The sequence below is a fragment of the Saprospiraceae bacterium genome (assembly GCA_016713025.1).
In the GTDB taxonomy this organism is placed as follows: Bacteria; Bacteroidota; Bacteroidia; order Chitinophagales; family Saprospiraceae; genus OLB9.
Window position 1 is genome coordinate 2,646,535 of record JADJPZ010000004.1, and the last position, 22,166, is coordinate 2,668,700.

The following is a 22,166-nucleotide window of genomic DNA, read 5'->3' on the forward strand; positions in this document are numbered from 1 at the left end:
TCCTTAACTAAACGACATTGGGTTTAATCTTCCTGATATTCTTTAAAAAAATCAATCACTTTTTGAGTATTAACCTTGCCGATTAGTTTTTCTATTTCATCGGGATTGGATTCCTTCAATCGGGTGATGGAACCAAAATGTTTCAGTAGCTTTTCGCTTGTGACTTTTCCTATTCCCGGGATATTGGTCAATTGTGTGCCCAAAAAGTTTTTTGATCTTTGATCTCTGTGAAATGAAATTGCAAACCTATGAGCTTCATTGCGAGCCTGCTGAATAAGTTTTAGAGATTCAGATTTTTTATTGATGTACAAAGGCAATGAGTCTCCGGGAAAAAATATTTCTTCCAGTTTTTTAGCAATTCCTATCACTGTGACTTTATCCAGCAATTGGAGCTTTTCCAGACTTATCACCGCTGAACTCAATTGACCTTTGCCGCCATCGATAATGATGAGTTGAGGAATCGCATTGCCCTCATCCAACTGTCTTTTGTACCTTCTGTACACCACTTCTTCCATTGAAGCAAAGTCATTAGGGCCTTCGACTGATCGTACTTTGAAATGACGATAATCTTTGTTGCTCGCTTTGGCATTTTTGAACACTACACAGCTGGAGACTGGATTAGTACCCTGAATATTGGAGTTGTCAAAACACTCTATATGCATGGGCATCACTTCCATCCTTAGATCTTTTTTTAACGTAGTAAGTATCCGTTCGGCTGAAGATACTTTCTTTTGTTTGGAGATTTCATCCCTTCTTTTTTGAAGGATATAGTAGTCAATGTTTTTTTCTGCAAGCTCGATGAGTTTTTTCTTTTCACCAATCTTCGGAACTGTAACAATCAGCTTAATATCAGGTAGTATGATATCAATGGGCACAATCACTTCCGGAGCTACCGAATCAAATCTTTCTCTTATAGCAGGTATGGCAAATGCTAGCAGATCAGCCGGATCATCATCCAGATTCATCACCATCTCCTGAATATCAGTATTGACCAATGATCCGTTTACTATCTTTAAATAATTGACATAAGCCAGCTGATCATCTTTTGTGATGGCAAATACATCTACATCCCTTATCGTAGTACTCACCACCGATGATGATGATTGATAGTCTTCAAATGCATGCAGCTTTTCCTTTATCAATTGAGCTTTTTCAAACTCAAGATTTTCGGCGTAGGTTTTCATGGTATCGGTGATATATCTCTTTACACCGCCCAAATTGCCCTTTAATATATTTTTTACGGCTTCAATTTTTTGATCATAATCAGCTACAGGTTCAAAACCTTCACAAGGTCCGAGACAGTTTTTGATATGATATTCCAGACAGACTTTAAACTTACCTTTTTTAATATTATCGGCAGTAAGGTTCAATGTGCAAGTCCTGAGCTGAAAAAGTTTTTTGATAATGTCCAATAGGATGTTCACTCTGTGTTTGGATGTATAAGGTCCAAAATAAACTGAACCATCTCTGATCATTTTTCGGGTAAAGAAGACTCGTGGAAATGGTTCATTCTTAATACAGATGTATGTGTATGATTTTCCATCTTTCAGCATGACATTGTACCGTGGTTGAAACTTTTTGATCAGTGAATTTTCAAGCAACAGTGCATCATGTTCGGTTTCGACTACGGTGTACTCAATTCTGGAGGCATTTCTGGTAAGCAAAACAGTTTTGTATTGAGTATGTTTTTTATCACCGAAGTAAGAGTGAAGTCTATTTTTAAGACTTTTTGCTTTCCCTACGTATAGAATGATTCCTTCCGCATCCAGATACCTGTATACTCCCGGTTGATGGGGAATATTGTCGGCAATAGCTTTAAAATCTTCAGTGGTCATTGGAAAAAATGGACTTAAGCTAAAAATTTTGTAAACCTTGTTTTTCCTTCAAGAGCATTTGTTATAAAGCCGAGGTGGCCTCCATTGACTATCCACATTTCTACTCCATATTGATGGCAGATTTCTGCAGCATGTATTTTTGTAGTCATTCCGCCTGTACCTAATGCTGAAGTTTTTTCGTTGGCAAAATGCAGGATGTCTGATGGTTTTTGCACTGTTTGAATGAATTCAGCTTTCGGGTTTAAATGCGGATTGTCAGTATATACCCCATCTATATCTGAAGCGATGATAAGAATATCTGCCTTAACAATACCAGCCACCAATGCTGAGAGCTTGTCATTATCACCAACAAGAATTTCTTCATTGGCTACTGTATCATTTTCATTGATGACGGGTATGTATCCGTGTTCCAGTAATTTGGAAATGGTGTGTTTTGTATTTTCTCTGGCCACTTGATGGTCGAAATCCATATAAGTGAGCAGGCATTGTGCGATATGAAGACCAAAACTCTCAAATATTTCATCATAAACCTTCATTAACTTAGGCTGCCCAATTGCAGCCATTGCTTGTTTTGAATCTGGATATCTTGTATGTCCACTCAGATCCACATATTGTTTTGCTGCAGCAATCGCACCTGAAGTTACAATTATAATATCGTATGCATCTTGAAGCGCTACCATTTGCCTGGCAAGGTCTTCTATTTTTGCATATGACAATCGATTGCTTCCTGATGTCAGGGTGGAAGTTCCAATTTTAATGACTAATTTATTTTTCATCTGTTGATTTTTAATTGTCAGATGGCATTGATAAACTATCTCCATCTATACTGTTATCGAATTCTCGTTTGACAACTTTCTTTATTTTTGGTGCTGTCGAATATTCATTTCGCATGATAATAACCATCAAGGTTTGTGCCCGCTTGAACATGTTAGTCGGGCAGGCCCAACAAAGATGGTTCATGCTCATTTCATAAAGATATACCAAACAGAAAATTGATTACGAAAATTTATAATCATAATTATTTAACTTACAATACATTATGATTTAAATTTTTCGCAGATTATTTTCTGTCCACTATAGTATCTTAGTAAGCAAATTTTAAGGCATTTGTTTTCAAGGCATAAAAGTAAGGTAACTATTTGGACTTTGATAAATTATTGTCCTAATACATCGTATAATGTTAATGACAAATATTGAAAAATACAACGCTGTCTTAAAGAATAATACTACTTTTGAAGATGATTAATACAAGTATAAAAGAGAAATTGATTTCTGGTATTAAAGATGTGGAGCGTATCGCTGCTGCGACCAGGTTGAGGAGAATGTTGAGGCATCCATTGAGATATCTGGAGGCAATATGCCATCGGGAATTGATATACAAAAAAACAAAAAAAGAAAGAGTAGCTATTTGCAAGACTTTTTTTAATACCAGGATGCATCTGCTCTTGCCTTCAGGAACAGACATTTATTTGACTGGAGGTAAGTCCCATCCATCTGAAATACGTCTTGCAAAATTCTTAATAAATCAACTGAATCCCGGTGATATTTTCCTCGATGTCGGAGCACATTATGGATACTTTACTTTGCTGGCATCTTCATTGGTAACAGAAAGCGGTAAGGTTTTTTGCTTTGAAGCATCACCTTCAACCTATCACACCCTAAAGAAAAATACAAACTTCAGTAAAAATATCAATATATACAATTATGCAGTTTCTGACGAAAAGAGTGATTTATTATTTTATGAATTCCCCAATCTATATTCAGAATACAACTCATTGGATGTACAGCAATTCAGAAATAAGGTTTGGTATTCAGAATATAAGCCACAAGAAGTTCATGTGCAAGGTATAGTCCTTGATGAATTTTTATACACAGAAAATGTACATCCTTGCATTTTAAAAATTGATGTGGAGGGCGCCGAATACAAAGTTGTTAATGGGTTGAAAGAATACCTGATATCCTTCTCTCCAATAGTAGTCATCGAATATCTATGCACCGAAAGATGTAACGATGCACATCTAAAGGCAGAAAAATTGCTGAATTCTTTACAATATCAATCCTTCCGCATAGACTATAATGGAGACCTGCAAAAAGTAGATTTGATATCATCTTATCTGACTCAAGAGGGCTTAGAATCAGATAATATCGTATTTGTAAAGAAAAATAGCCGCGTTTTATAAAAGAGCATACACCTAAGTGATGGCTACATCGACCTGACACCATGAAAATACCTGAATATCTTATACCCAACAGAAAATGATTTGCAAAATTTAAATCACAATTATTTGAAAATTAATAACTTGTGATTTGTATTTTTCGCACAATATTTTCTGTTCACTATAAATGAATAATCACATTTTAGATTTGAAGAGTTTGTTTAAATTTTGTTTTTGGATAATAAAATGGAGTTATTTTGAGCGAAAAGAAGCATATTTTGCATTCCGCCGCGGCGGCTGGGCAATTCGACCTGCCTGACTTTCGAACTTTAAAATAATTTGCCTTGAAATTCGGCAGGCAGGCGAAAAATTTAACGAATTTGCTGCCAAAATAAAACATTTTATTGCTAAACGGTGAGTGTATAACAAAATGCACGAATTCAAATTTTCTTCATCGCTACCCTCATTTCCTGAAGAGCCTGGCAGGCTCTGAAGAGCTTGCCAGGCTCTTTAGGGAATGAGGGTAGCGGGCAGTTTAAACAATTTTAGTGCAAAAATGGGAAACCCCAGCTATTGCAATATATTTATGATATATAGGCTTGTTTATTTCGGAGGACAAGTTAGCATCAAATTTCTTTATTAGAGAAAATAACTTCTATTTTGTTATACACAACTAAACAATAAATTTCAAACATCCTTTCCAATGCATGTTTGGATTATACCCATTTTTTGTTAATTTTTTGCAAAATATGGAAACTTTAAAACATCTTGCAGTTTCCTGAGTTTACTTTTGCATTATGAATGTAAAAGAAAATCTGGTTTCCACAGCATTTGATCTGTTCCTGAAGTACGGTATCAAAAGTGTCAGTATGGATGATATATCCCGCAAGCTTGGTATATCTAAAAAAACCATTTATTCCGTTATCAATACAAAAGATGAGCTGATCGATGATGTGCTCATTTCGCATCTGCAAAAAGACAAATGTGATATCAAATCCATCCTTGACCAGTCACACGATGCCATCGATGAGATGGTCAGAATCACCCGACACATTCTGACATTTATCAGTAGTATGACGCCTTCCATCATTTATGATCTCAAGAAGTATCATCCACAAGCCTGGAATAAAATCGAAAAAGAGCATTTCAGTTTTATACAGCAGACAATTTATAATAATCTGATCAGAGGTCAGAAAGAAGGTTTGTATCGTATGGATTTTGATCCGCTGATCATTGCCATGTTGTATGTCAACAAGTCACATGCTATCGTAGATGAAGACAGATTTCCGCTTGACTCATTTGACAAGATAAAATTAGTCAAGGAGATGATTTTTTACCACTTGCATGGTATTGTGTCAGAGAAAGGTAAAGAAATTATAGTAAATGTAAATATATAAATTACTTAAAATCAAAATAATATGTTCAGATTTTCGTTTTTATTTGTTTTACCGGTTTTGATCGGGTTTCAGGTGACCGGTCAGCAATCGTTCACGCTCGATGACGCTGTAAAGTACGCAACAGAACACTCCAATGCGATCAAACTAAAAGATATTGCAGCCCAGGATGCCAATGCCCAGGTTAGTGAGTTTAAATCTATAGGCATACCCAAAGTCAATGGCTTTGTCAATTATCAGTATTATCTGGCAGTCCCGAGACAACCTGTTGCAGATTTTATCACACCGAGTGTCTATGGTGTATTATTCAATGAGAAAGTCATTCCTGAACGTGAACTCGGACCTCCTGACGTATTTAAATTTACTTTCTTTCAGCCCAATCAGCTCGCTGCCGGTATAGAAGCAAGTTCCATGCTTTTTGATGGATCATATCTTTATGGAGTCAAAGCTGCCAAACTTTACAGAGATCTGGTAGCACAGGAAAAAAACATTACAACGTTTCAGTTGAAAACAAATGTTACCAAGGCTTACAGTGCAGTACTCATTGCCATCGAAAATAAAAATGTGCTGGCAAAAAATCTCCAGAACATAGAGAAATCGCTCAATGAAGTAAAAGCACTTTACAGCAATGGTTTTGCTGAGTCTCTGGATGTGGATAGGCTACAATTGTCATTTGATAACCTGACGACAGAACTCGAAAGAATAAATCAAATGATAGAACTTTCCAAAAATGTTTTGAAGTTTCAGATGAATTATCCATCAGCTTCTGATATCATCCTGACCGATGGATTGGAAAGTGTCATAGGAAAAAATGTTGAAAATGTCCCTGCTGATGTCGAAAATCTGGATTACAATCAAAGGCCTGAATATGGTCTGATCACCCTGAGTGAATCACTAAATGATCTTGATTACAAAAGAACAAAAGCGGGCTATCTTCCCACGGCAAGGGCATTTGCTTCAGCTCAAGGAAGTCTTCAACGTACTAACTTATTTGATAATGATGAAACAGGTGTGATACCGCAATCGGTAGTAGGCCTGTCCGTCAATGTACCGATCTATGATGGAGGAGACAAATCTGCAAAACTTCAGCGTATCAGACTGAAAACAGAAAAGACAGCTATTGAAAAGCAGGATTTTGAAAAAAGTATGACCCTGCAGGTAAAAAATGCTTTGCTCACCTATGATAATGCAAAAAAAATCGTTCAGAACAGAAAAAAATCGGTAGAAGTAAACCAAAATATTTTCAACAAAACCTTGATCAAATTTAAAGAAGGGGTGGGATCGAGCGTAGAAGTAACTCAAGCAGAATCATCACTTTACCAGGCACAGGGAGCCTACACCAATGCACTGTACGATCTGCTGACTTCCAACATAGAACTTCAATCCACTTTAGGTAAATTATAATACATTTTCAAAAAAATTAAAAATCAAAATATCATGCAAAAATACATTTTTATACTCCTGTTAGTTAGCGCATTCATCTCCTGCGGAAAAAAGGAAGACAACACACTCGAAGGGAAAAAAGTCCTTTTGGCTGAAAAGAATGCCGAACTTGCCAAATTGCAGAAAGAAGTCGCAGATATCCAGACGGAAATTGACAAACTCGAACCCAAAAAAGAAAAGGCACCTCTTGCAGTGACCACTTTGTCCGTTGACAAAAAAGAGTTTAAAAGATTCATAGACCTGCAGGGATCAGTGGCTACTGATGATGTGGTCAATGCCAGCAGCGAAATGGGAGGCAGAATCCTCAGACTATATGTTAAGGAAGGTCAAAATGTCAAAAGAGGACAACTTGTGGCAACCACAGATGCTGAAGGCTTGGACAAACAGAAAGATGAAATCAAAAAAGCACTTGACCTCGCTGTAGATGTGTATGAAAGACAAAAAAGGCTATGGGATCAAAACATAGGCTCTGAAGTACAATATTTACAGGCAAAAAATGCGAAGGAAAGGCTTGAAAAGACACTTTCAACGATGGATGTGCAGTCCAGAAAACGCAATGTATATGCTCCTATCTCCGGTGTAATCGATAAAGTATATCTCAAAGAAGGAGAATTGGCCGGTCCCGGAACTCCCATAGCTGTGATGCTCAATATGTCAACGGTGAAAGTAGTATCCGATGTACCGGAAACCTATCTCGGTAAAGTAAAAAATGGAGATAAAGTGGTCGTTCAGTTTCCTGCCTTAGATAAGGAAATAACCCAGACAGTGACTATGATAGGAAGAACAATAGATCCTTCCAACCGTACATTTAAGATGGAAGTCAAACTCATCAATGGTTCCGGAGAACTTAAACCCAATCTTTTGTCGGTCATCAAACTCAACGACCTGACTATAAAAGATGCATTGTTCATCCCTGTTGACATCATTCAGCAGGAAGTGTCCGGCAAAAAATTTGTCTTTGTTGCCAAAGACCAGAGTGGTTCAAAGGTCGCTGTAAAATCATACGTTACCACCGGTGAGAGTGCTGACAATCAGATAGTCATCACTTCAGGACTTACTGCAGGTGACCAGATCATTGTAAAGGGCGCCAGAAACGTCCTGGAAGGACAAAAAATCACTATTGAATCTCTCTAAAGACCATTTAAATACAATAATATGATGGATCAAAATAATCAGGAGATAAGACCGGCCAATAAAATAGAATTTGGCTTATCTACCTTTTCTGTAAAAAATGGTACAAGCGTCATGCTCCTCATGGTCATGATTGTCCTTTTAGGGTTAATGGCCTATTCTTCTATGCCAAAGGAGCAGTTTCCGGAGGCATCCTTACCTACAGTATTTGTCAACACACCTTATTTTGGCAATTCAGCGGTTGAAATTGAGAATCTGATCACCAGACCGCTTGAAAAACAGATTGAAAATATCACAGGCGTAAAAAATGTCAATTCGACATCGATTCAGGATTTTTCAGTGATCATTGCTGAATTTGAAGCCGATCTTGAGATGGACGCCGTAGTCAGAAAAGTCAAAGATGCAGTCGACAAAGCTAAGCAAGACCTTCCAACAGACCTGAAGGAAGACCCTTCAGTTTTGGAAATCAATCTCTCCGACATTCCCATCATGACGATCAATATTTCCGGCAATTACTCCAATGATGATCTTAAGAAGTATGCAGAAATCCTTCAGGATCGGGTAGAAAACGTCAGACAAGTATCAAAAGTGGATCTCAAAGGTTCCCTCGAAAGAGAAATCCGTGTAGATGTGGACCTGTTCAAAATGCAATCACTGAAAGTGTCATTTGGAGATATTCAGAATGCCATTTCTTCAGAAAATCTCACCATGTCCGGTGGCGAAATTACTAATGATGACTTCAGAAGAAATGTCAGAATCGTAGGACAATTTACAGATGTCAGACAGATAGAAAACATGATCATAAAATCGGAAAACCAGAGACCCATCGTACTCAAGGATATTGCATCAGTGGTATACGGGTATAAAGACAGAGCAAGTTTTTCGAGAGCTGATGGATTGCCTGTAATATCGCTTGATGTCATCAAAAGAAAAGGTCAAAACCTCCTGGAAGCGGCAGATCAGATACAGGCAGAAGTCGAAAAAGCAAAAACTGAATTTCCGGAAAATATCAAAATCAGCCTGTTCAATGATCAGTCAGTCAATACGAGAAGTGAGGTTTCCAATCTTGAAAACAGCATCATTTCAGGGGTGATTCTGGTAGTATTGATTTTATTGTTTTTCTTGGGGCTGCGCAATGCGTCTTTTGTGGGACTCGCTATTCCATTGTCTATGTTATTGGGTTTTTGGATTTTAGATACTATGGGCATCACTCTCAATATTGTAGTACTGTTTGGTTTGATACTGGCATTGGGTATGCTCGTGGACAACGCCATAGTTGCAGTGGAGAATATGTACCGATACAAACAACAAGGTTACAGCAATCTTGATGCAGCCAAATATGGTGTTGGTGAAATTGCTATCCCTATCATAGCATCTACAGCTACAACATTGGCCGCATTTATTCCATTAGGGTTTTGGCCTGGAATCATGGGAGAATTTATGAAATATTTCCCAATAACATTGATCATTGTGCTCACTTCTTCATTATTTGTAGCATTGGTGATCAATCCTGTGATAGCTTTAAAATATATGAAAATAGACGAAGAAGTGACTGACAGCGCTGAGATCAAAGTCAAAAGAAAAAAACTGCTAAAGTTGATTGGAATATTGGCAGTCATCGGTATGTTAGCTTATGTTGGTGGTGTCATGTGGTTTGGCAATTTGATGGTGATTGCAGCTGTCATATCAATTCTGAATTATTTTGTTTTGAGACCAGCATCATTTTCTTTTCAGCAGAATTTTTTGCCGTGGCTTGAAAATTTTTATGACAATTTTGTAAGATTTTCCCTGAAGCATCCATTTTTGACTGTCGGAATTAATTTTGTATTCCTCATTATTTCCGTGATGCTTTTTGCAATAGTTAAACCAAAAGTGGATTTCTTCCCCACATCTGATCCTTTGTATGTCAATGCATTTATTGAACTCCCGATGGGAACAGACATAGAAGCCACCAATAGAATAGTCAAGGACATCGAATCCAGAATTGATAAAAAGCTGGAAGGAAAGCGCCACATAGTTGAAGCCGTGTTGACTCAGATTGGCGAAAATACCTCTGATCCCAATTCTCCGCCTGAACCCGGCGTGACTCCAAATAAAGCAAGGATTACGGTCTCGTTTGAAGCTTATAGAGATCGGGAAGGTTTGTCAACTAATGATATCATGACCGAATTGCGTGAGGAGGTCAAAGACTATCCGGGAGTGGAAATCGTCATTGATAAGAACGCAGATGGTCCACCGGCAGGAAAACCTGTCAACCTGGAGGTCAGAGGTGAAAATATAGATACGTTGCTCACTCTGTCAGAAAACATCAAAAACTATCTCAATGATATGAATGTATCTGGTATAGAAGAGTTGAAAGCCGATATAAAACTTGGAAAACCAGAACTTATAATAAATATTGACAGAGAAGCAGCCAGGAGGTATGAATTATCAACCTACAGTATTGCCAACACTATCAGGACGGCCATATTTGGTGCAGAAGTGTCCAAATACAAAGAAGGTGAAGATGAGTATCCTATAATGGTAAGACTTAATGATCAGTCGAAAAATGATATTTCAGCTTTGATGAATCAAAAGATAACCTTCAGAAATCCGGCTAATGGACGATTGGTACAGGTACCTATATCTGCTGTTGCTAAAATTGAATATACTTCCACATACAACTCAATAAAAAGAAAGAACTCTCAGAGGATCCTTACTATCAATTCTAATGTGTTGACAGGATTTAATGCCAATGAGATTGTAGCCAAACTTAAGGATGGTATGAGCAGGTATGATTTACCGGAAGGATTTACGTATGAATTTACCGGACAGCAACAACAACAAGCTGAAGACATGGGTTTTCTAAGTAAAGCATTCCTTATCGCTGTTTTTCTGATATTTTTGATCCTGGTTTCGCAGTTCAACTCATTGTCTATACCATTTATTATCATCGCTTCTGTAGGATTTTCGCTTATTGGGGTATTTCTGGGATACAGTCTTACAGGGATGACCATTTCAGTGATTTTCTCAGGAGTAGGCATCATATCTCTCGCTGGCGTGGTGGTCAACAATGCTATCGTATTATTGGACTTTATTCAGGTGGAGACGAAGCATGCCAGAGAAGTTAAAATGCTCCAACATGAGGATCAATTGTCTCCTTCAGAAGTATTGGACATTATCGTAAGGGCAGGAGGAACAAGACTGCGTCCGGTATTACTCACAGCTATCACTACAGTATTGGGCCTGATACCTCTTGCCATGGGAATAAATATCGACTTTTTCAGTTTTGTGGCTTCATGGGATCCTAAGTTTTTTATAGGTGGCGACAACACAGCTGTATGGGGACCTATGGCCTGGACGGTGATCTACGGACTTACTTTTGCCACATTTTTAACGCTGGTGGTGGTACCGGTGATGTATTGGTTGATATACAGATTAAAAATGAGGTTGAAATACGGTAAAAACAGAACAATGGATATCGGAAAAATAGGATTGGAATGATTTGAAATCGACCATTAAGCCGTGGAAATAGCGCAATTTTAGTAGTTTCGCTCATGTATACAAAGTTTAGGTTAGATGAATCTTCATTTATTCAATTAATTCAAGTCTTATTATGACTTAAATCATTGTATTTGATGTAAAATAGCAGTAATTTTATTACCTAAAATATGTAAACCCTGAATATCATGGAAAGTCTCTCAAATTTAATACAGGAATATAAAGAACATCCACTGGTAGAGGGTCACATACATGGTGAACCCTTAAAACAGTTTGACGTATGGTATAATCAGGCGCTTAATTGTGGTTTAGCCGGTCCCAGTGTTTTTACACTTGCTACAGTCAGTGAAAATGGAACGCCGGAGGCTCGTGTGATGTTGCTGAAAGGAGTGGACAACGGAGGTTTTGTATTTTACACCAATTATGAAAGTGATAAGGCAAAAGATATGGCTGACTTTCCTGTGGCATCTATGTGCTTTTTTTGGCTTGAACTGGAAAGGCAGGTTCGAATATCAGGTCCTGTGCATAAGGTGTCCCGGGCAGAGTCAGAACAATATTTCTACTCCTTACCTCGGGAGAGTCAGATTGGTGCGTGGGTATCACCGCAGAGTAAAATTATTGCTTCAAGAGATGTAATGGTAGAAAATCTCAAAAAGATAAGTGATAAATACACAGATACAGATGTTATTCCATTACCTGAAAATTGGGGTGGATACCGCCTGATTCCTGTTGAAGTAGAATTCTGGCAAGGAAGGCCTGACAGACTTCATGACAGGCTTCTTTATTCTGAACATGAGGATGGAGGTTGGGAGATTGTCAGATTAGCACCCTGACAATTGTTCTATTAACAGTAACTACTCCACACTATTAAAAAGGTAATCCTTCAGATGGATAACACCTAGATATCTGCCGTTTTCTTCCACTGGAGCAACACTGATCTTAGCATTGACCAATAATCTGGGAACATATTTAGCATTTAAAGTCGAAGGTATGGAAATAGCTGGCTTATTCATGATTTCATAAACACTTACATCTATAGGATTTCTATCCTTGATAATGACTTGTCTGATTATATCGGCAATGACTATGATACCGTTGGCATCTTTTTCGTCTCTCTTCTCTATGATGAGTACATCTGTGTCATGTTTTTTCATCATGAGTATGGCGTCATGAACATTGGATAATCCATCAATGTAATAAAGTTTGTCGGAAGCAATATCTTTGGCTGTTAAATATTTATTCATTTTTACAATGGTTTATTGTTATTTTTAATAATAAGGTTACAATCGCTCTTCTTTGAGTTTTTCTTTGATTTTTGCAATTTGTTTGTCCATACCGGTGACTTTGTCTATGCTCAAAACGAATGCAATGCCTCGACCAGGATCTGTTAGTCTGCATTCTGTACACAACGCATCAAGAATCTTGTTGACACTATGTTCTTCTACGACAAACAAGACAACATCGGTTTTGTCATCCAGTACAATACCAAAAATCCTTGCTTCTGTAAGTCCGGACCCTCTTGCAGGAATGATGACATCACCGGTAGCTCCTGCACTTTTGGCAGCTTTCACTACATCATTAGTCAGTTCAGGCCTCACCAGTGACATGATTAATTTAAACTTCATGGCTTTTATTCTTTTTATTTACTTTAATGATTAATTCTATGATCGTAGCATATCCTAGCACTGTGATGATTGGAAATAAACAAGCAAAAGCGATTAAACCAAATCCATCCAATGCGGGGTTTCTCCCAGGCACAGTACTTGACAAACCTATACCTAAAGCAGCAACTATTGGTACAGTTACGGTAGATGTAGTCACCCCTCCCACATCGTAAGCCAATGATACTAATTCTTTTGGGGCAAAAATAGTCAGAATTATGACTAAAAAATAACATGCAATAATAAAGTAATGAATAGGAATGCCTGATACAATTCTAAAAGTACCCAGTGCGAGTGCAATAGAAACACCAAAGGCCACTGTTAATCTCAATCCCCATTGATTGATACTACCACCTGAAACTTGATTAGCCTTGATTGAAACTGCAATTAGCGATGGTTCAGCAATAGTGGTAGCAAAGCCCATTAACGCCGCAAATATATATACCCAATAATATGCCTTCCAACTAGTGACATCTCCATAAGACGCAACAATAAATTCTCTTGAAGAAAGTTGTTCTGCCATAATATTTCCTATCGGAAATAATGCCTTCTCTAACCCCATTAAAAATAGGGTCAAACCCAATATGACAAAAATAATTCCGATAATTACTTTTCTAAGATTTGGAATAGATTGCTTCAATATAACATACTGAAATAATCCAATCAAAATTACAACAGGTGCTACATCTGTGATGGTATTATAAAACACGTTTCCAAAATCAAAAAATATTTTAATCATACTAAGTGGTTAAAAAACAATCATTCCAAAAACTATTACAAATATGATAGGAAATAAAGAAGCGAACGCAATAAGGCCAAACCCATCCAGTAAAGGATTTCTTCCTTTAATAACACTTGCCAAACCTACCCCCAAGGCAGTCACTAGAGGCACTGTAATAGTAGATGTGGTAACACCACCTGTGTCAAAGGCTAATCCTATTATCTCTTTAGGGGCAAACATTGTCATTATCATTACTACAAGATAACCGCCGATAATCATGTAATAGAGCGGCCACCCTTTTATAATCCTTATCACTCCCGTCACTATAGCCAGTCCCACGGATAACGCTACAGTAATCCTTAACCAAAAAGAATAGGATGATTTTGCTGCATCACTTGACTCAATAATGTTGGCAGCAGCTGATACACGTGCTGCTTCATTGGCCACGGCTATCAATGCAGGCTCTGCTATCGTTGTAGAGAAACCCAATAAAAAAGAAAATGATAATAACCAAAAAATACTCCCTTTTCTGGCTAATGCATGGGAAAGAGATTCACCAATTGGAAATAGTCCTATCTCAAGACCTTCTATAAAAAGCATAAGACCTAAAACTACCAATAAACTACCCACCAAGACCTCTCCTAAATTTGGAAATGGCTGTCTGATCACCACCAATTGGAAAAAACTTACAACCAATATAATGGGAACCAAATCAAGGCAAGCACTTTTAAATTTACCAAGTACTTTAGCAAGTAATTTTAAAAGGATATTGTAAACTTCCACTAAAACTGGCTTTTGGCAAAAATAATAAATTATTTTGACATATCAATGCTATTTTAGAAGTTTTCTAACCGTTTTTATTTATACCTAAAAATCTAAAATGAATTTCCTATTCCAGACCAAAATTACTTCATTCTGACGTATGAAACAACATTACCATGCCGTCAGGTGTGCTGACGGTTCCTTCACTAAATTGAGCTCCCACTCAATTTTGCTGTCGCACCGTTCAGTCATGCACCATAGCGATGCTATGATTTGTCGTCAAAAATGCTTATTTTATTGTACTTTTGATCTTCATTACGGAACTCATTTTAGATTTTTAGGTTATATTTCTTATTCGATTCGCTCCATATTTTGACCATCATGCCTTATTGTTTATCACTTTGTAAGCGCAGTAATCTCAGCGAAAGAATCCATCAATCTTTCCATCACCTTTATATATTTCGCTTCCCACATTTTCAGGTTTTCGGTCGATTTTTGTGACAATTCATACCTGTAAGCCGGCATCATCCATGAAGCATACCCACTGTATGGATCTGATGATGCATACAGTGACTTGTACCAGCTTCCGAATGGATTGCCATCTTTGTCTATCCATTCCCTTTCGAGTGATAGTAGGATTTTGTTTATTTTGTCCGCGTTTTTGCCTGATGATTTGTTTAAGGCTTTTTCGCATTCTGCTCCAGCATTTTTGAGTTTTTCAGAAATTTTTATGAGATTTGCGAATGAAAAGCTGGTATCCGTTCTTTCTATTTGGTCCAGGCTCTTTTGGAGCGACTCAAAATGCATCTTACTATCCTGTCCGTATTTGGAAAGACTATAAGGTATGGTTTTATCATTGGCAAGTTTGAGCATCGCTACGCCAAAAATCTGCTCTACCATTGGACCCATTTTGAATGTGGAGTCTGTAAATTTGGTATAATACGCATAGTTATCATAAATCGAGTGGTAGATAGAAACACCTCCTGTGCCTGCTCCCCATGAAGGGATGCCTATGTGAGTGTAAAAAGCCAGATGATCAGATCCTCCACCTAAGTTTCCGATTTCAGGCTCATGCTTTTTGCCTTTCCAAATGTCAAAAACTGATTTTGAAGAATCGGGGTAAGTCACTGCCCTGGCAGCTTCGATCATGACTCCCTTGAGTGTGGGACTTGCAGCTCCGCCAAAACTTCGCCCACTGACTGCAGCGTCTGCATTGAGATAGGCTACTCCTTTTGCAGAAAGTTCGTCTCTGAATTGTTCTACCCATTCTGTTGATCCCATAAGGCCAACTTCCTCTGCATCCCAATGTGCTATCTTTATGGTACGTTTTGGTCTTATGCCTTCTTTTGCCATTTTTCCGAGAGACTCACTCAATGTAATGAGCATTGCAGTACCACTATTGGGGTCCAGAGTACCAAAATTCCACGCATCATAATGACATCCGGCTATGACCCATTCGTCAGGAGACGTACTTCCTTTAAGCGTGCCCACAACATTGTATATACGCTGAATAGCCCTGTCCTGATGCACATTTAGTCTCACAGAAAGTTCACTTCCACCTTCCAGCCTGTAGGTGTAGGGCAGACCACCTTGCCATGATTGGGGCACCGTTTTTCCTTTCATTCGTGAGATGATCTCACGTGCAGAACCATATGGCAAAGGCATCACAGGTATTGTCAGCAGTGTCGGGACTTCTTCCGGTTTGATTCTTTTTATTTTATTTTTCCCATCCATAGGCAATGCAGGCTCAAAAGGAGTCAGGGGATCTCCTGTCCATGGCATAGTCAGGAGAGATCCTCTTTGAATGGAAGATTCATCATAGTAAGGACCTTCAGGATACACGAGCCCTTTCATATATCCGCTATCTCCCGGATCTGTAAATATGATCAGGCCGATGGCTCCGTTTTCCTGTGCAAATTTCGCCTTATACCCTCTGAAATTACCACCATATCTCGCGAGCACTATTTTTCCTTTGACAGATACACCCAATTTTGCAAGTTCTTCAAAGTCTTCCTTGCGGCCATAATTGACATAAACAACTTCACCAGTGACATCACCGGATCCTGTAAAGGAATTGAACCCGGGAGTCAGGTCTTTGTGTCCTGAATAAATGTCTTCCCTGTAGATGTTTTCTCGGCTGTTTAACGGCACTCTAGAAGGTGTGACAATTTCAGCAACCGCATGCCCGGGCATGACGGGCAGATACACGTCATAAGGAAATACTTCCACTTCAAGTCCGGTTTTTTTCATCTGTTCCACTATATAATCCCGTACCTTTTCATTATTTTTGGAAGTGGTGATATGGGGCAGCTGTGTCAGATTGTACAGATGCTTTTGATACCTTTCAGCACTTTGCTGGTTAAGAAATAAAGTTTCTATTTCAGAATTATTTATATTCTTTGTATCCTGACCAATACAGATGCTGGTAATAAAAAGTAATAGTAAAATGTTGATCTTCATATTGTTGTTGATTTTGACTTATTGAATTGACTACTTTTTTAGGTATTGGGTTGTTGGTCTTTGTACTTTAGTTTGAACTCCATTGAACTATATTGAACTATATTGAACTCCATTGAACTCCATTGAACTATATTGAACTCCATTGAACTATATTGAACTCCATTGAACTATATTGAAATCCATTGAACTCCATTGAACTATATTGAAATCATTCTTCCTCGCCAAAACTCATTCTGGAAGGCACTCTGATCAGTTTACCGAAAAATACAGCATTGGTCAGCATTCGGTCAGTGCTGTACCAGGATCCTCTGAATACCGGATTGTCTGCAAACAGGATGACTCTGCCCTGACCAACCGGTGAAATGATGGCTGAAGCTGCATTTTTCATAAATTCATTCAGATTTTTTGTGGATATATAGCCGTCGATATGAGGGTTTGCCGCATATTTACTGATAGTGGAATATTCGTTTTCACTTGGACTTAGCCAAACTGTGTTATTCTTATATACCGGGATTTCATTTTGAGTATATCCGAATCCCAAAGGATGTGTTATATCAATATTTGCTCTGAAAATAGCACCTCCAAGACTTTCTTTTCCCAACAGTTCCATGGCTTGGTCAAAAGGTTTTCTTTCGACTAAGGGTTTTTCTTTTTTAGGTTCTTCTACCAGCTTTTCTCTGACAAGCTTGTTACGGATAGCCCAGGATGCGGCACTACCTGAAGTGATCAGCGTATTGCCTTGTGACAGCCAAATACTAATTTTTCTCACATCGATAGAATCCAGTGTTGAATAACTGCCGGAAACCATGATCAATGTATTATATTTATTGAGGTCAAGTTGTCTGAATCTGTTTAAAGGCACTTTTGGTAATGGCATGTGCAATCGTTGGTCAAAATGATGCCAGACTTCTCCTGCATCATACGAATTGGTGCCGTCACCGATCAGAAGCAACGGGGCAGGTTTTTCAAGTGCCCTGACGTTTCCGCTTCCTATGTCTATACCTTCAGCACTGTAACCTGTTTTCAGAGCATGGATATTGATTTGATATTTGTTCTGAACATATTGAAGATGCTTGAAAACTTCATCTGATGTCAGTTTCTGTTTGGCCACAGGAAGTACTAATGTGCCGTATTGGGCCTTAAATGTTTTATTCTCAGCAGTGTTGACAGTGTATGGTTTAAAAGATGTGGCCAGTACCATACCTTTGCTTTGCAGATAATTTAACGCGGGAGCTGTATTAATGTCACTCCAGTCCAGGATATAAGCATACTCTGATTTTATTATTGGTGCAACTTTTACAATTCCGGAGAGATCTTTGATTTCATCACCAATAGTAGGAAGTATTTTTTCTCCCTGATATTTGATATTGTAAAAATTGGCCAATGACCATGCTGATGCATCATAAAATACACTGTCATGGTACATCTGATACGTCTCAAAAAAACTCTGTACCATTCTGTATTGGTGCTGTTTGGTAGGTACGATATAGCCGGTTTTATCTTTATTTTGATAAACATGAACTTTATGAATCAATAGCTTATCTAAAAATGCTTTAATTCTGTTCTGATCCTGATCATGTTTGAAGGTGTAAGCTTTTATTTTATCACTATCGGCATTGCTCAAAGCAGACTTAAAAAAGAAATTCTGGTATTTTCTCAATTTAGTTTTATGGTCTGTGGCTGCCTGGATGGTTGCCATTGCAGAGACGTATTGATTGCGTATTGTAAAAGCAAATGTCATCTCCCCATAGGGTGTGTTTTGTACGTGCCCACGCGAACTTGCCTGTTCAAACAATAAGGCCAACCCACCCTGGATGTCTCCATATGATGAGCCATAGCCGGGATAAGTCCCGTCAAAAACTTCCTTGGTAAAATATAATGAACCTATTTCGTCGGTTGCTTTGACAAAATACTCCGCAAAAAGATTATTGAGGTCAATATAGTTTTCAGCAGGCATAATGGGGTTTTTCGAACCATTGGTTTTCATGGGTTCAAAAAAGAAGGAACTGTTAGTGCCCATTTCATGAAAATCACCTATCACATTGGGATACCACTGATGATACCAGTTGAGTTTGCTTCTGCTTTCCGGATTAATGGCCAGAAACCAGTCCCTGTTCAGGTCAAACCAATAGTGGTTGGTTCTTCCACGAGGCCAGTTTTCGTTATGTTCGGCATCATCATTATCTGCAACCAGTGCATCAGATCTGTACATATTGGCCCATTGGGTATGTCTTTCTCTTCCATCCGGGTTGATAGCCGGGTCAATAAAGATGACAGCATTTTTGAGATAATTTTTTATTTCCGACTTTTGGGATGCCACAAGGGTGTACGCTGTGAGAATGGCTGATTCGGTGCTGGATGGTTCATTGCCATGGACACTGTATCCGAGATTGATAATGATTGGCAAATCTACAGCTTGTTTTTCATCATATTTTGCAATCTGTTCGATGTGTTGTTTTCTGATATTCTCCAGATTTTTCAGGTTTTCAGGACTTGAAATGATTAGCATACTTAAAGGCCTGCCTTCAAAAGTTTTACCATATTCCATGTACGAAGCATGATCGGAGACTTCATCCAGCTTCTTAAAATAAGAGATAATTTGGTCATGTCTGGCATGATATTCTCCTATGCCAAAGCCAAAAAAATCTGATGGTGCAGGGACTGCCTTATCGAAAGGTGCATATTTGGCATAAAAATAATCTTGCGAAAAAAGAGGTATGAAGAAAATGAAGAATGCAAGAATAAATAAAAATCTCATGATTTAATTGTTTTCAGGTTGTTAATTAAGGAGACAAAACAATGAATAAATCAGCATATTTTAAATTATTTGAACTAATATCTTCAATTAATGTTTTGGATTATGATTGCAAGACCTATTTTCGCACTCTTTTTGAAACAAAAGTACCTTTCTTAGAAACCAAACTTAATACCTGAACTAATTCAATGGCGACAATAAAATTTAGATTTGAAGATACGAGTATTCCGGAAGTGCTGGCCGAAGGGGTAGAGGAGGGTTATTCTATACTGGAAGCGACCGAAGATTTTGATGTACATCTCAACCACAATTGCGGCGGAGTTTGTGCATGCTCGACTTGTCATATTTATGTGGTCAAAGGTAGTGATGATCTTGAAGAGATTTCGGACAAAGAAGAAGATTTTATAGACAGGGCCATCAACCCACGGATAGAATCCAGGTTGGCCTGCCAATGTATCATCCTTGATAAAAACGCCAATATTGAAGTAATCATCCCTGATCAGAAGCAGATCATCGGGCATGAACATTGATGGGAATTTATTATAATCAAAAAATCTTTAAAATTTTATAGAAAACACAGTATCTTTAATGCTTAAACCTTATTACTGAGTATGGATAAACAAGATTTACTAGATAGAATCACATCAAATCCAGAAATTTGTCATGGCAAGCCAACCATAAGGGGAACAAGATACATGGTACAAAGTATCCTTGAGTATCTTGCTTCCGGAATGTCTCATGATGAGATACTATTAGATTTTGATGATTTAGAAGATGATGACTTGAAGGCATGCCTAACATTTGCAGCCAAAATGACAGAAATAAAGAGTATAAGTCCATTAGTTGCTTGAATCGTGAAATTCCTAATTGATGCCCAGCTACCAAAAGCATTAGCGATTTTTTTGAATAATCAAGGGTATCAATCTATTTATACATTGGATTTACCAAGTAAGAATAAAACATCTGACAGTGAGATAATTGAATTATCAATTAGGGAAAATTTAATTCAGGTAATCTCAAAAGATTCGGACTTTTATAATTCATTTTTACAAAAGGGAGAACCTTATAAACTGATTTATTTAAAAGTGGGCAATATGAGCACAACAGAAATAAGTTCACTTTTTGCCAATAATTTATCAGTTATCGTTAATCAAATCACAGCAAACTTTGTGATTGAAATATCTAAGAAAAATATTATCACAATCATATAGAGTTTGAAGATTACTGCAGTACTATCGAAGTAATCATCCCTGATCAGAAGCAGATCATCGGGTATGAACATTGATGGGAAAGTGAGGCTGTAAAATATTTTCCCTTCACCTGTTCAACTAATCGCATCCCAGTTCCATTCATCTGCTTAAAGCTGCCAAAAACCGCGAGGATTGGGATCCATAAACATATCTTAAAATATTTGTTTTCGGAGTAGACTTAAAGAATAATATAGACATACTCTATTTTGTCTCCATCTTTTTCCTTGACCAAATCAAAGCAATTACAAAAGCACTGATCAAATGCCAGATACTCCACCAGGCTGCTATTAATGCCATTCCGCCTTGTCCTTCAAAAAAATTAAAAATAAGTATAAGTGCCAGGCCTGAATTCTGAATGCCTGTCTCAATAGAGATTGCTCTGGCATCCTGAACAGGCAGTCCAAGGAGCGATCTGGAAAAATGATATCCTAAAAACAAAGCCAAACCGTTATGAATCAGCACAATAAAAAACACAATACCAATGTACTCTACAAGGTTGTCAAGGTTGCCTTTGATGGCAAATAATACAAAACCAATAAAAATACACAAACTCAACATTCTGACCATTTTTTTGATTTTATCAGTAAAAACAGGAAATAACTGAACACATATTTGAGCCAGGATCATAGGGATGATGATCAATTGGAGTATCGAAGAAGCCATATCCAAAAATTGAATTTCAAATACAGGATAACTTGTATTTCCTTTTGACAAAAGCGTTGAAAAAAATGAAAAAATAATCGGTGTAGTAAATACACACATCAAAGTAGATATCGTAGTAAGCATCACGGAAAGTGCAGCGTTGGCACCGGACAAATGTACTGCATAATTTGAAACATTGCCTCCCGGGCTTGACGCAATAAGTATCATACCCATAGCCAAAGCAAATTCAGGTTTAATGATCCAAATCAAGACAATAGTCAAAACCGGAAGCAGGATCCATTGAGAAATTAAGCCTGCAATGATAGACTTCGGGTTCTTTATGATATACGTAAATTCTGAAAAGTGGATATCTAATGCCACTCCAAACATCAAAATACCTAAACATATATTTAACAATGTGATCTGTCCCTGATCAAAATTGATATTAATCTGATCTAAATTATTCATACTAGTAC

Annotated in this window: 18 protein-coding genes; 9 read left to right on the forward strand and 9 right to left on the reverse strand. The window is 37.8% G+C overall.

Features of this window, described 5'->3' with window-relative positions; all coding sequences use genetic code 11:
• Nucleotides 1-23: 23 nt before the first annotated feature.
• Both uvrC and proB read right to left on the reverse strand, forming a co-directional pair.
• The gene (gene uvrC / locus IPK35_17500; GenBank protein ID MBK8055009.1) at nucleotides 24-1,835 is read right to left on the reverse strand and encodes an excinuclease ABC subunit UvrC; all 1,812 of its coding nucleotides are present in this window, start codon (nucleotides 1,833-1,835) and stop codon (nucleotides 24-26) included.
• A 14-nt stretch (nucleotides 1,836-1,849) separates the two neighbouring features.
• Nucleotides 1,850-2,611: a glutamate 5-kinase gene (gene proB / locus IPK35_17505; GenBank protein MBK8055010.1), complete on the reverse strand. Its 762-nt coding sequence runs from the start codon at nucleotides 2,609-2,611 to the stop codon at nucleotides 1,850-1,852.
• A gap of 462 nt (nucleotides 2,612-3,073) precedes the next feature.
• Here proB and IPK35_17510 point away from each other — a divergent pair, with 462 nt between their 5' ends.
• The 6 genes from IPK35_17510 (at nucleotide 3,074) to pdxH (ending at nucleotide 12,272) form a co-directional block, all read left to right on the forward strand.
• The gene (locus IPK35_17510) at nucleotides 3,074-4,015 is read left to right on the forward strand and encodes an FkbM family methyltransferase (protein MBK8055011.1); all 942 of its coding nucleotides are present in this window, start codon (nucleotides 3,074-3,076) and stop codon (nucleotides 4,013-4,015) included.
• 773 nt (nucleotides 4,016-4,788) lie between these two features.
• Complete coding sequence (locus IPK35_17515) at nucleotides 4,789-5,388, forward strand: TetR/AcrR family transcriptional regulator (protein MBK8055012.1); 600 nt, start codon at nucleotides 4,789-4,791, stop codon at nucleotides 5,386-5,388.
• Between the two features lie 21 nt (nucleotides 5,389-5,409).
• Nucleotides 5,410-6,789: a TolC family protein gene (locus tag IPK35_17520; GenBank protein MBK8055013.1), complete on the forward strand. Its 1,380-nt coding sequence runs from the start codon at nucleotides 5,410-5,412 to the stop codon at nucleotides 6,787-6,789.
• 33 nt (nucleotides 6,790-6,822) lie between these two features.
• A complete protein-coding gene (locus IPK35_17525) occupies nucleotides 6,823-7,962 on the forward strand; it encodes an efflux RND transporter periplasmic adaptor subunit (protein ID MBK8055014.1) in 1,140 nt (379 codons plus the stop codon).
• Between the two features lie 24 nt (nucleotides 7,963-7,986).
• A complete protein-coding gene (locus tag IPK35_17530) occupies nucleotides 7,987-11,442 on the forward strand; it encodes an efflux RND transporter permease subunit (protein MBK8055015.1) in 3,456 nt (1,151 codons plus the stop codon).
• Nucleotides 11,443-11,624: 182 nt separating this feature from the next.
• Nucleotides 11,625-12,272 carry a pyridoxamine 5'-phosphate oxidase gene (gene pdxH / locus IPK35_17535; protein MBK8055016.1) on the forward strand — a complete coding sequence of 216 codons (648 nt, stop codon included), beginning with the start codon at nucleotides 11,625-11,627 and terminating at the stop codon, nucleotides 12,270-12,272.
• Nucleotides 12,273-12,293: 21 nt separating this feature from the next.
• Here the strand turns inward: pdxH and IPK35_17540 are convergent, their stop codons facing one another.
• From IPK35_17540 to IPK35_17565, 6 genes are all read right to left on the reverse strand, one after another.
• The gene (locus tag IPK35_17540; GenBank protein MBK8055017.1) at nucleotides 12,294-12,683 is read right to left on the reverse strand and encodes a CBS domain-containing protein; all 390 of its coding nucleotides are present in this window, start codon (nucleotides 12,681-12,683) and stop codon (nucleotides 12,294-12,296) included.
• 36 nt (nucleotides 12,684-12,719) lie between these two features.
• Complete coding sequence (locus IPK35_17545) at nucleotides 12,720-13,064, reverse strand: P-II family nitrogen regulator (protein ID MBK8055018.1); 345 nt, start codon at nucleotides 13,062-13,064, stop codon at nucleotides 12,720-12,722.
• Nucleotides 13,054-13,839, reverse strand: coding sequence for a DUF1538 domain-containing protein (locus tag IPK35_17550; protein MBK8055019.1), 786 nt, complete (start codon nucleotides 13,837-13,839; stop codon nucleotides 13,054-13,056). Before IPK35_17550 ends, IPK35_17545 begins: the two co-directional genes overlap by 11 nt.
• 9 nt (nucleotides 13,840-13,848) lie before the next feature.
• A complete protein-coding gene (locus IPK35_17555) occupies nucleotides 13,849-14,604 on the reverse strand; it encodes a DUF1538 domain-containing protein (GenBank protein MBK8055020.1) in 756 nt (251 codons plus the stop codon).
• A gap of 375 nt (nucleotides 14,605-14,979) precedes the next feature.
• Entirely contained in the window at nucleotides 14,980-17,043 is a 2,064-nt protein-coding gene (locus IPK35_17560; GenBank protein ID MBK8055021.1) for a M28 family peptidase, read from the reverse strand.
• A gap of 208 nt (nucleotides 17,044-17,251) precedes the next feature.
• Nucleotides 17,252-19,801 (reverse strand): zinc carboxypeptidase, encoded by a 2,550-nt coding sequence (locus IPK35_17565; GenBank protein MBK8055022.1) that lies wholly within the window; start codon nucleotides 19,799-19,801, stop codon nucleotides 17,252-17,254.
• A 185-nt stretch (nucleotides 19,802-19,986) separates the two neighbouring features.
• On the opposite strand from IPK35_17565, the gene IPK35_17570 reads away from it, so the two are divergent.
• The 3 genes from IPK35_17570 to IPK35_17580 all read left to right on the forward strand — a co-directional run bounded on the left by IPK35_17570 (nucleotide 19,987) and on the right by IPK35_17580 (nucleotide 21,009).
• Nucleotides 19,987-20,328, forward strand: a complete 342-nt coding sequence (locus IPK35_17570) for a 2Fe-2S iron-sulfur cluster binding domain-containing protein (protein MBK8055023.1) — start codon at nucleotides 19,987-19,989, stop codon at nucleotides 20,326-20,328.
• A gap of 81 nt (nucleotides 20,329-20,409) precedes the next feature.
• The gene (locus IPK35_17575) at nucleotides 20,410-20,649 is read left to right on the forward strand and encodes a DUF433 domain-containing protein (GenBank protein ID MBK8055024.1); all 240 of its coding nucleotides are present in this window, start codon (nucleotides 20,410-20,412) and stop codon (nucleotides 20,647-20,649) included.
• Between the two features lie 3 nt (nucleotides 20,650-20,652).
• On the forward strand, nucleotides 20,653-21,009 hold the full coding sequence (locus IPK35_17580) for a DUF5615 family PIN-like protein (GenBank protein MBK8055025.1): 357 nt from the start codon (nucleotides 20,653-20,655) through the stop codon (nucleotides 21,007-21,009).
• Nucleotides 21,010-21,249: 240 nt separating this feature from the next.
• On the opposite strand, the gene IPK35_17585 is transcribed toward IPK35_17580, so the two are convergent.
• The gene (locus tag IPK35_17585; protein ID MBK8055026.1) at nucleotides 21,250-22,158 is read right to left on the reverse strand and encodes a bile acid:sodium symporter family protein; all 909 of its coding nucleotides are present in this window, start codon (nucleotides 22,156-22,158) and stop codon (nucleotides 21,250-21,252) included.
• Nucleotides 22,159-22,166 lie beyond the last annotated feature (8 nt).

Bases quoted from the DNA above. Each gene is read 5' to 3' on its own strand.
- IPK35_17585 (MBK8055026.1), bottom strand. From the start codon at position 22,158: ATGAATAATTTAGATCAGATTAATATCAATTTTGATCAGGGACAGATC.
- uvrC (MBK8055009.1), bottom strand. From the start codon at position 1,835: ATGACCACTGAAGATTTTAAAGCTATTGCCGACAATATTCCCCATCAA.
- IPK35_17525 (MBK8055014.1), top strand. From the start codon at position 6,823: ATGCAAAAATACATTTTTATACTCCTGTTAGTTAGCGCATTCATCTCC.
- IPK35_17560 (MBK8055021.1), bottom strand. From the start codon at position 17,043: ATGAAGATCAACATTTTACTATTACTTTTTATTACCAGCATCTGTATT.
- proB (MBK8055010.1), bottom strand. From the start codon at position 2,611: ATGAAAAATAAATTAGTCATTAAAATTGGAACTTCCACCCTGACATCA.
- IPK35_17545 (MBK8055018.1), bottom strand. From the start codon at position 13,064: ATGAAGTTTAAATTAATCATGTCACTGGTGAGGCCTGAACTGACTAAT.
- IPK35_17570 (MBK8055023.1), top strand. From the start codon at position 19,987: ATGGCGACAATAAAATTTAGATTTGAAGATACGAGTATTCCGGAAGTG.
- IPK35_17510 (MBK8055011.1), top strand. From the start codon at position 3,074: ATGATTAATACAAGTATAAAAGAGAAATTGATTTCTGGTATTAAAGAT.
- IPK35_17530 (MBK8055015.1), top strand. From the start codon at position 7,987: ATGGATCAAAATAATCAGGAGATAAGACCGGCCAATAAAATAGAATTT.
- IPK35_17550 (MBK8055019.1), bottom strand. From the start codon at position 13,839: ATGATTAAAATATTTTTTGATTTTGGAAACGTGTTTTATAATACCATC.
- IPK35_17520 (MBK8055013.1), top strand. From the start codon at position 5,410: ATGTTCAGATTTTCGTTTTTATTTGTTTTACCGGTTTTGATCGGGTTT.
- IPK35_17515 (MBK8055012.1), top strand. From the start codon at position 4,789: ATGAATGTAAAAGAAAATCTGGTTTCCACAGCATTTGATCTGTTCCTG.
- IPK35_17540 (MBK8055017.1), bottom strand. From the start codon at position 12,683: ATGAATAAATATTTAACAGCCAAAGATATTGCTTCCGACAAACTTTAT.
- IPK35_17565 (MBK8055022.1), bottom strand. From the start codon at position 19,801: ATGAGATTTTTATTTATTCTTGCATTCTTCATTTTCTTCATACCTCTT.
- IPK35_17575 (MBK8055024.1), top strand. From the start codon at position 20,410: ATGGATAAACAAGATTTACTAGATAGAATCACATCAAATCCAGAAATT.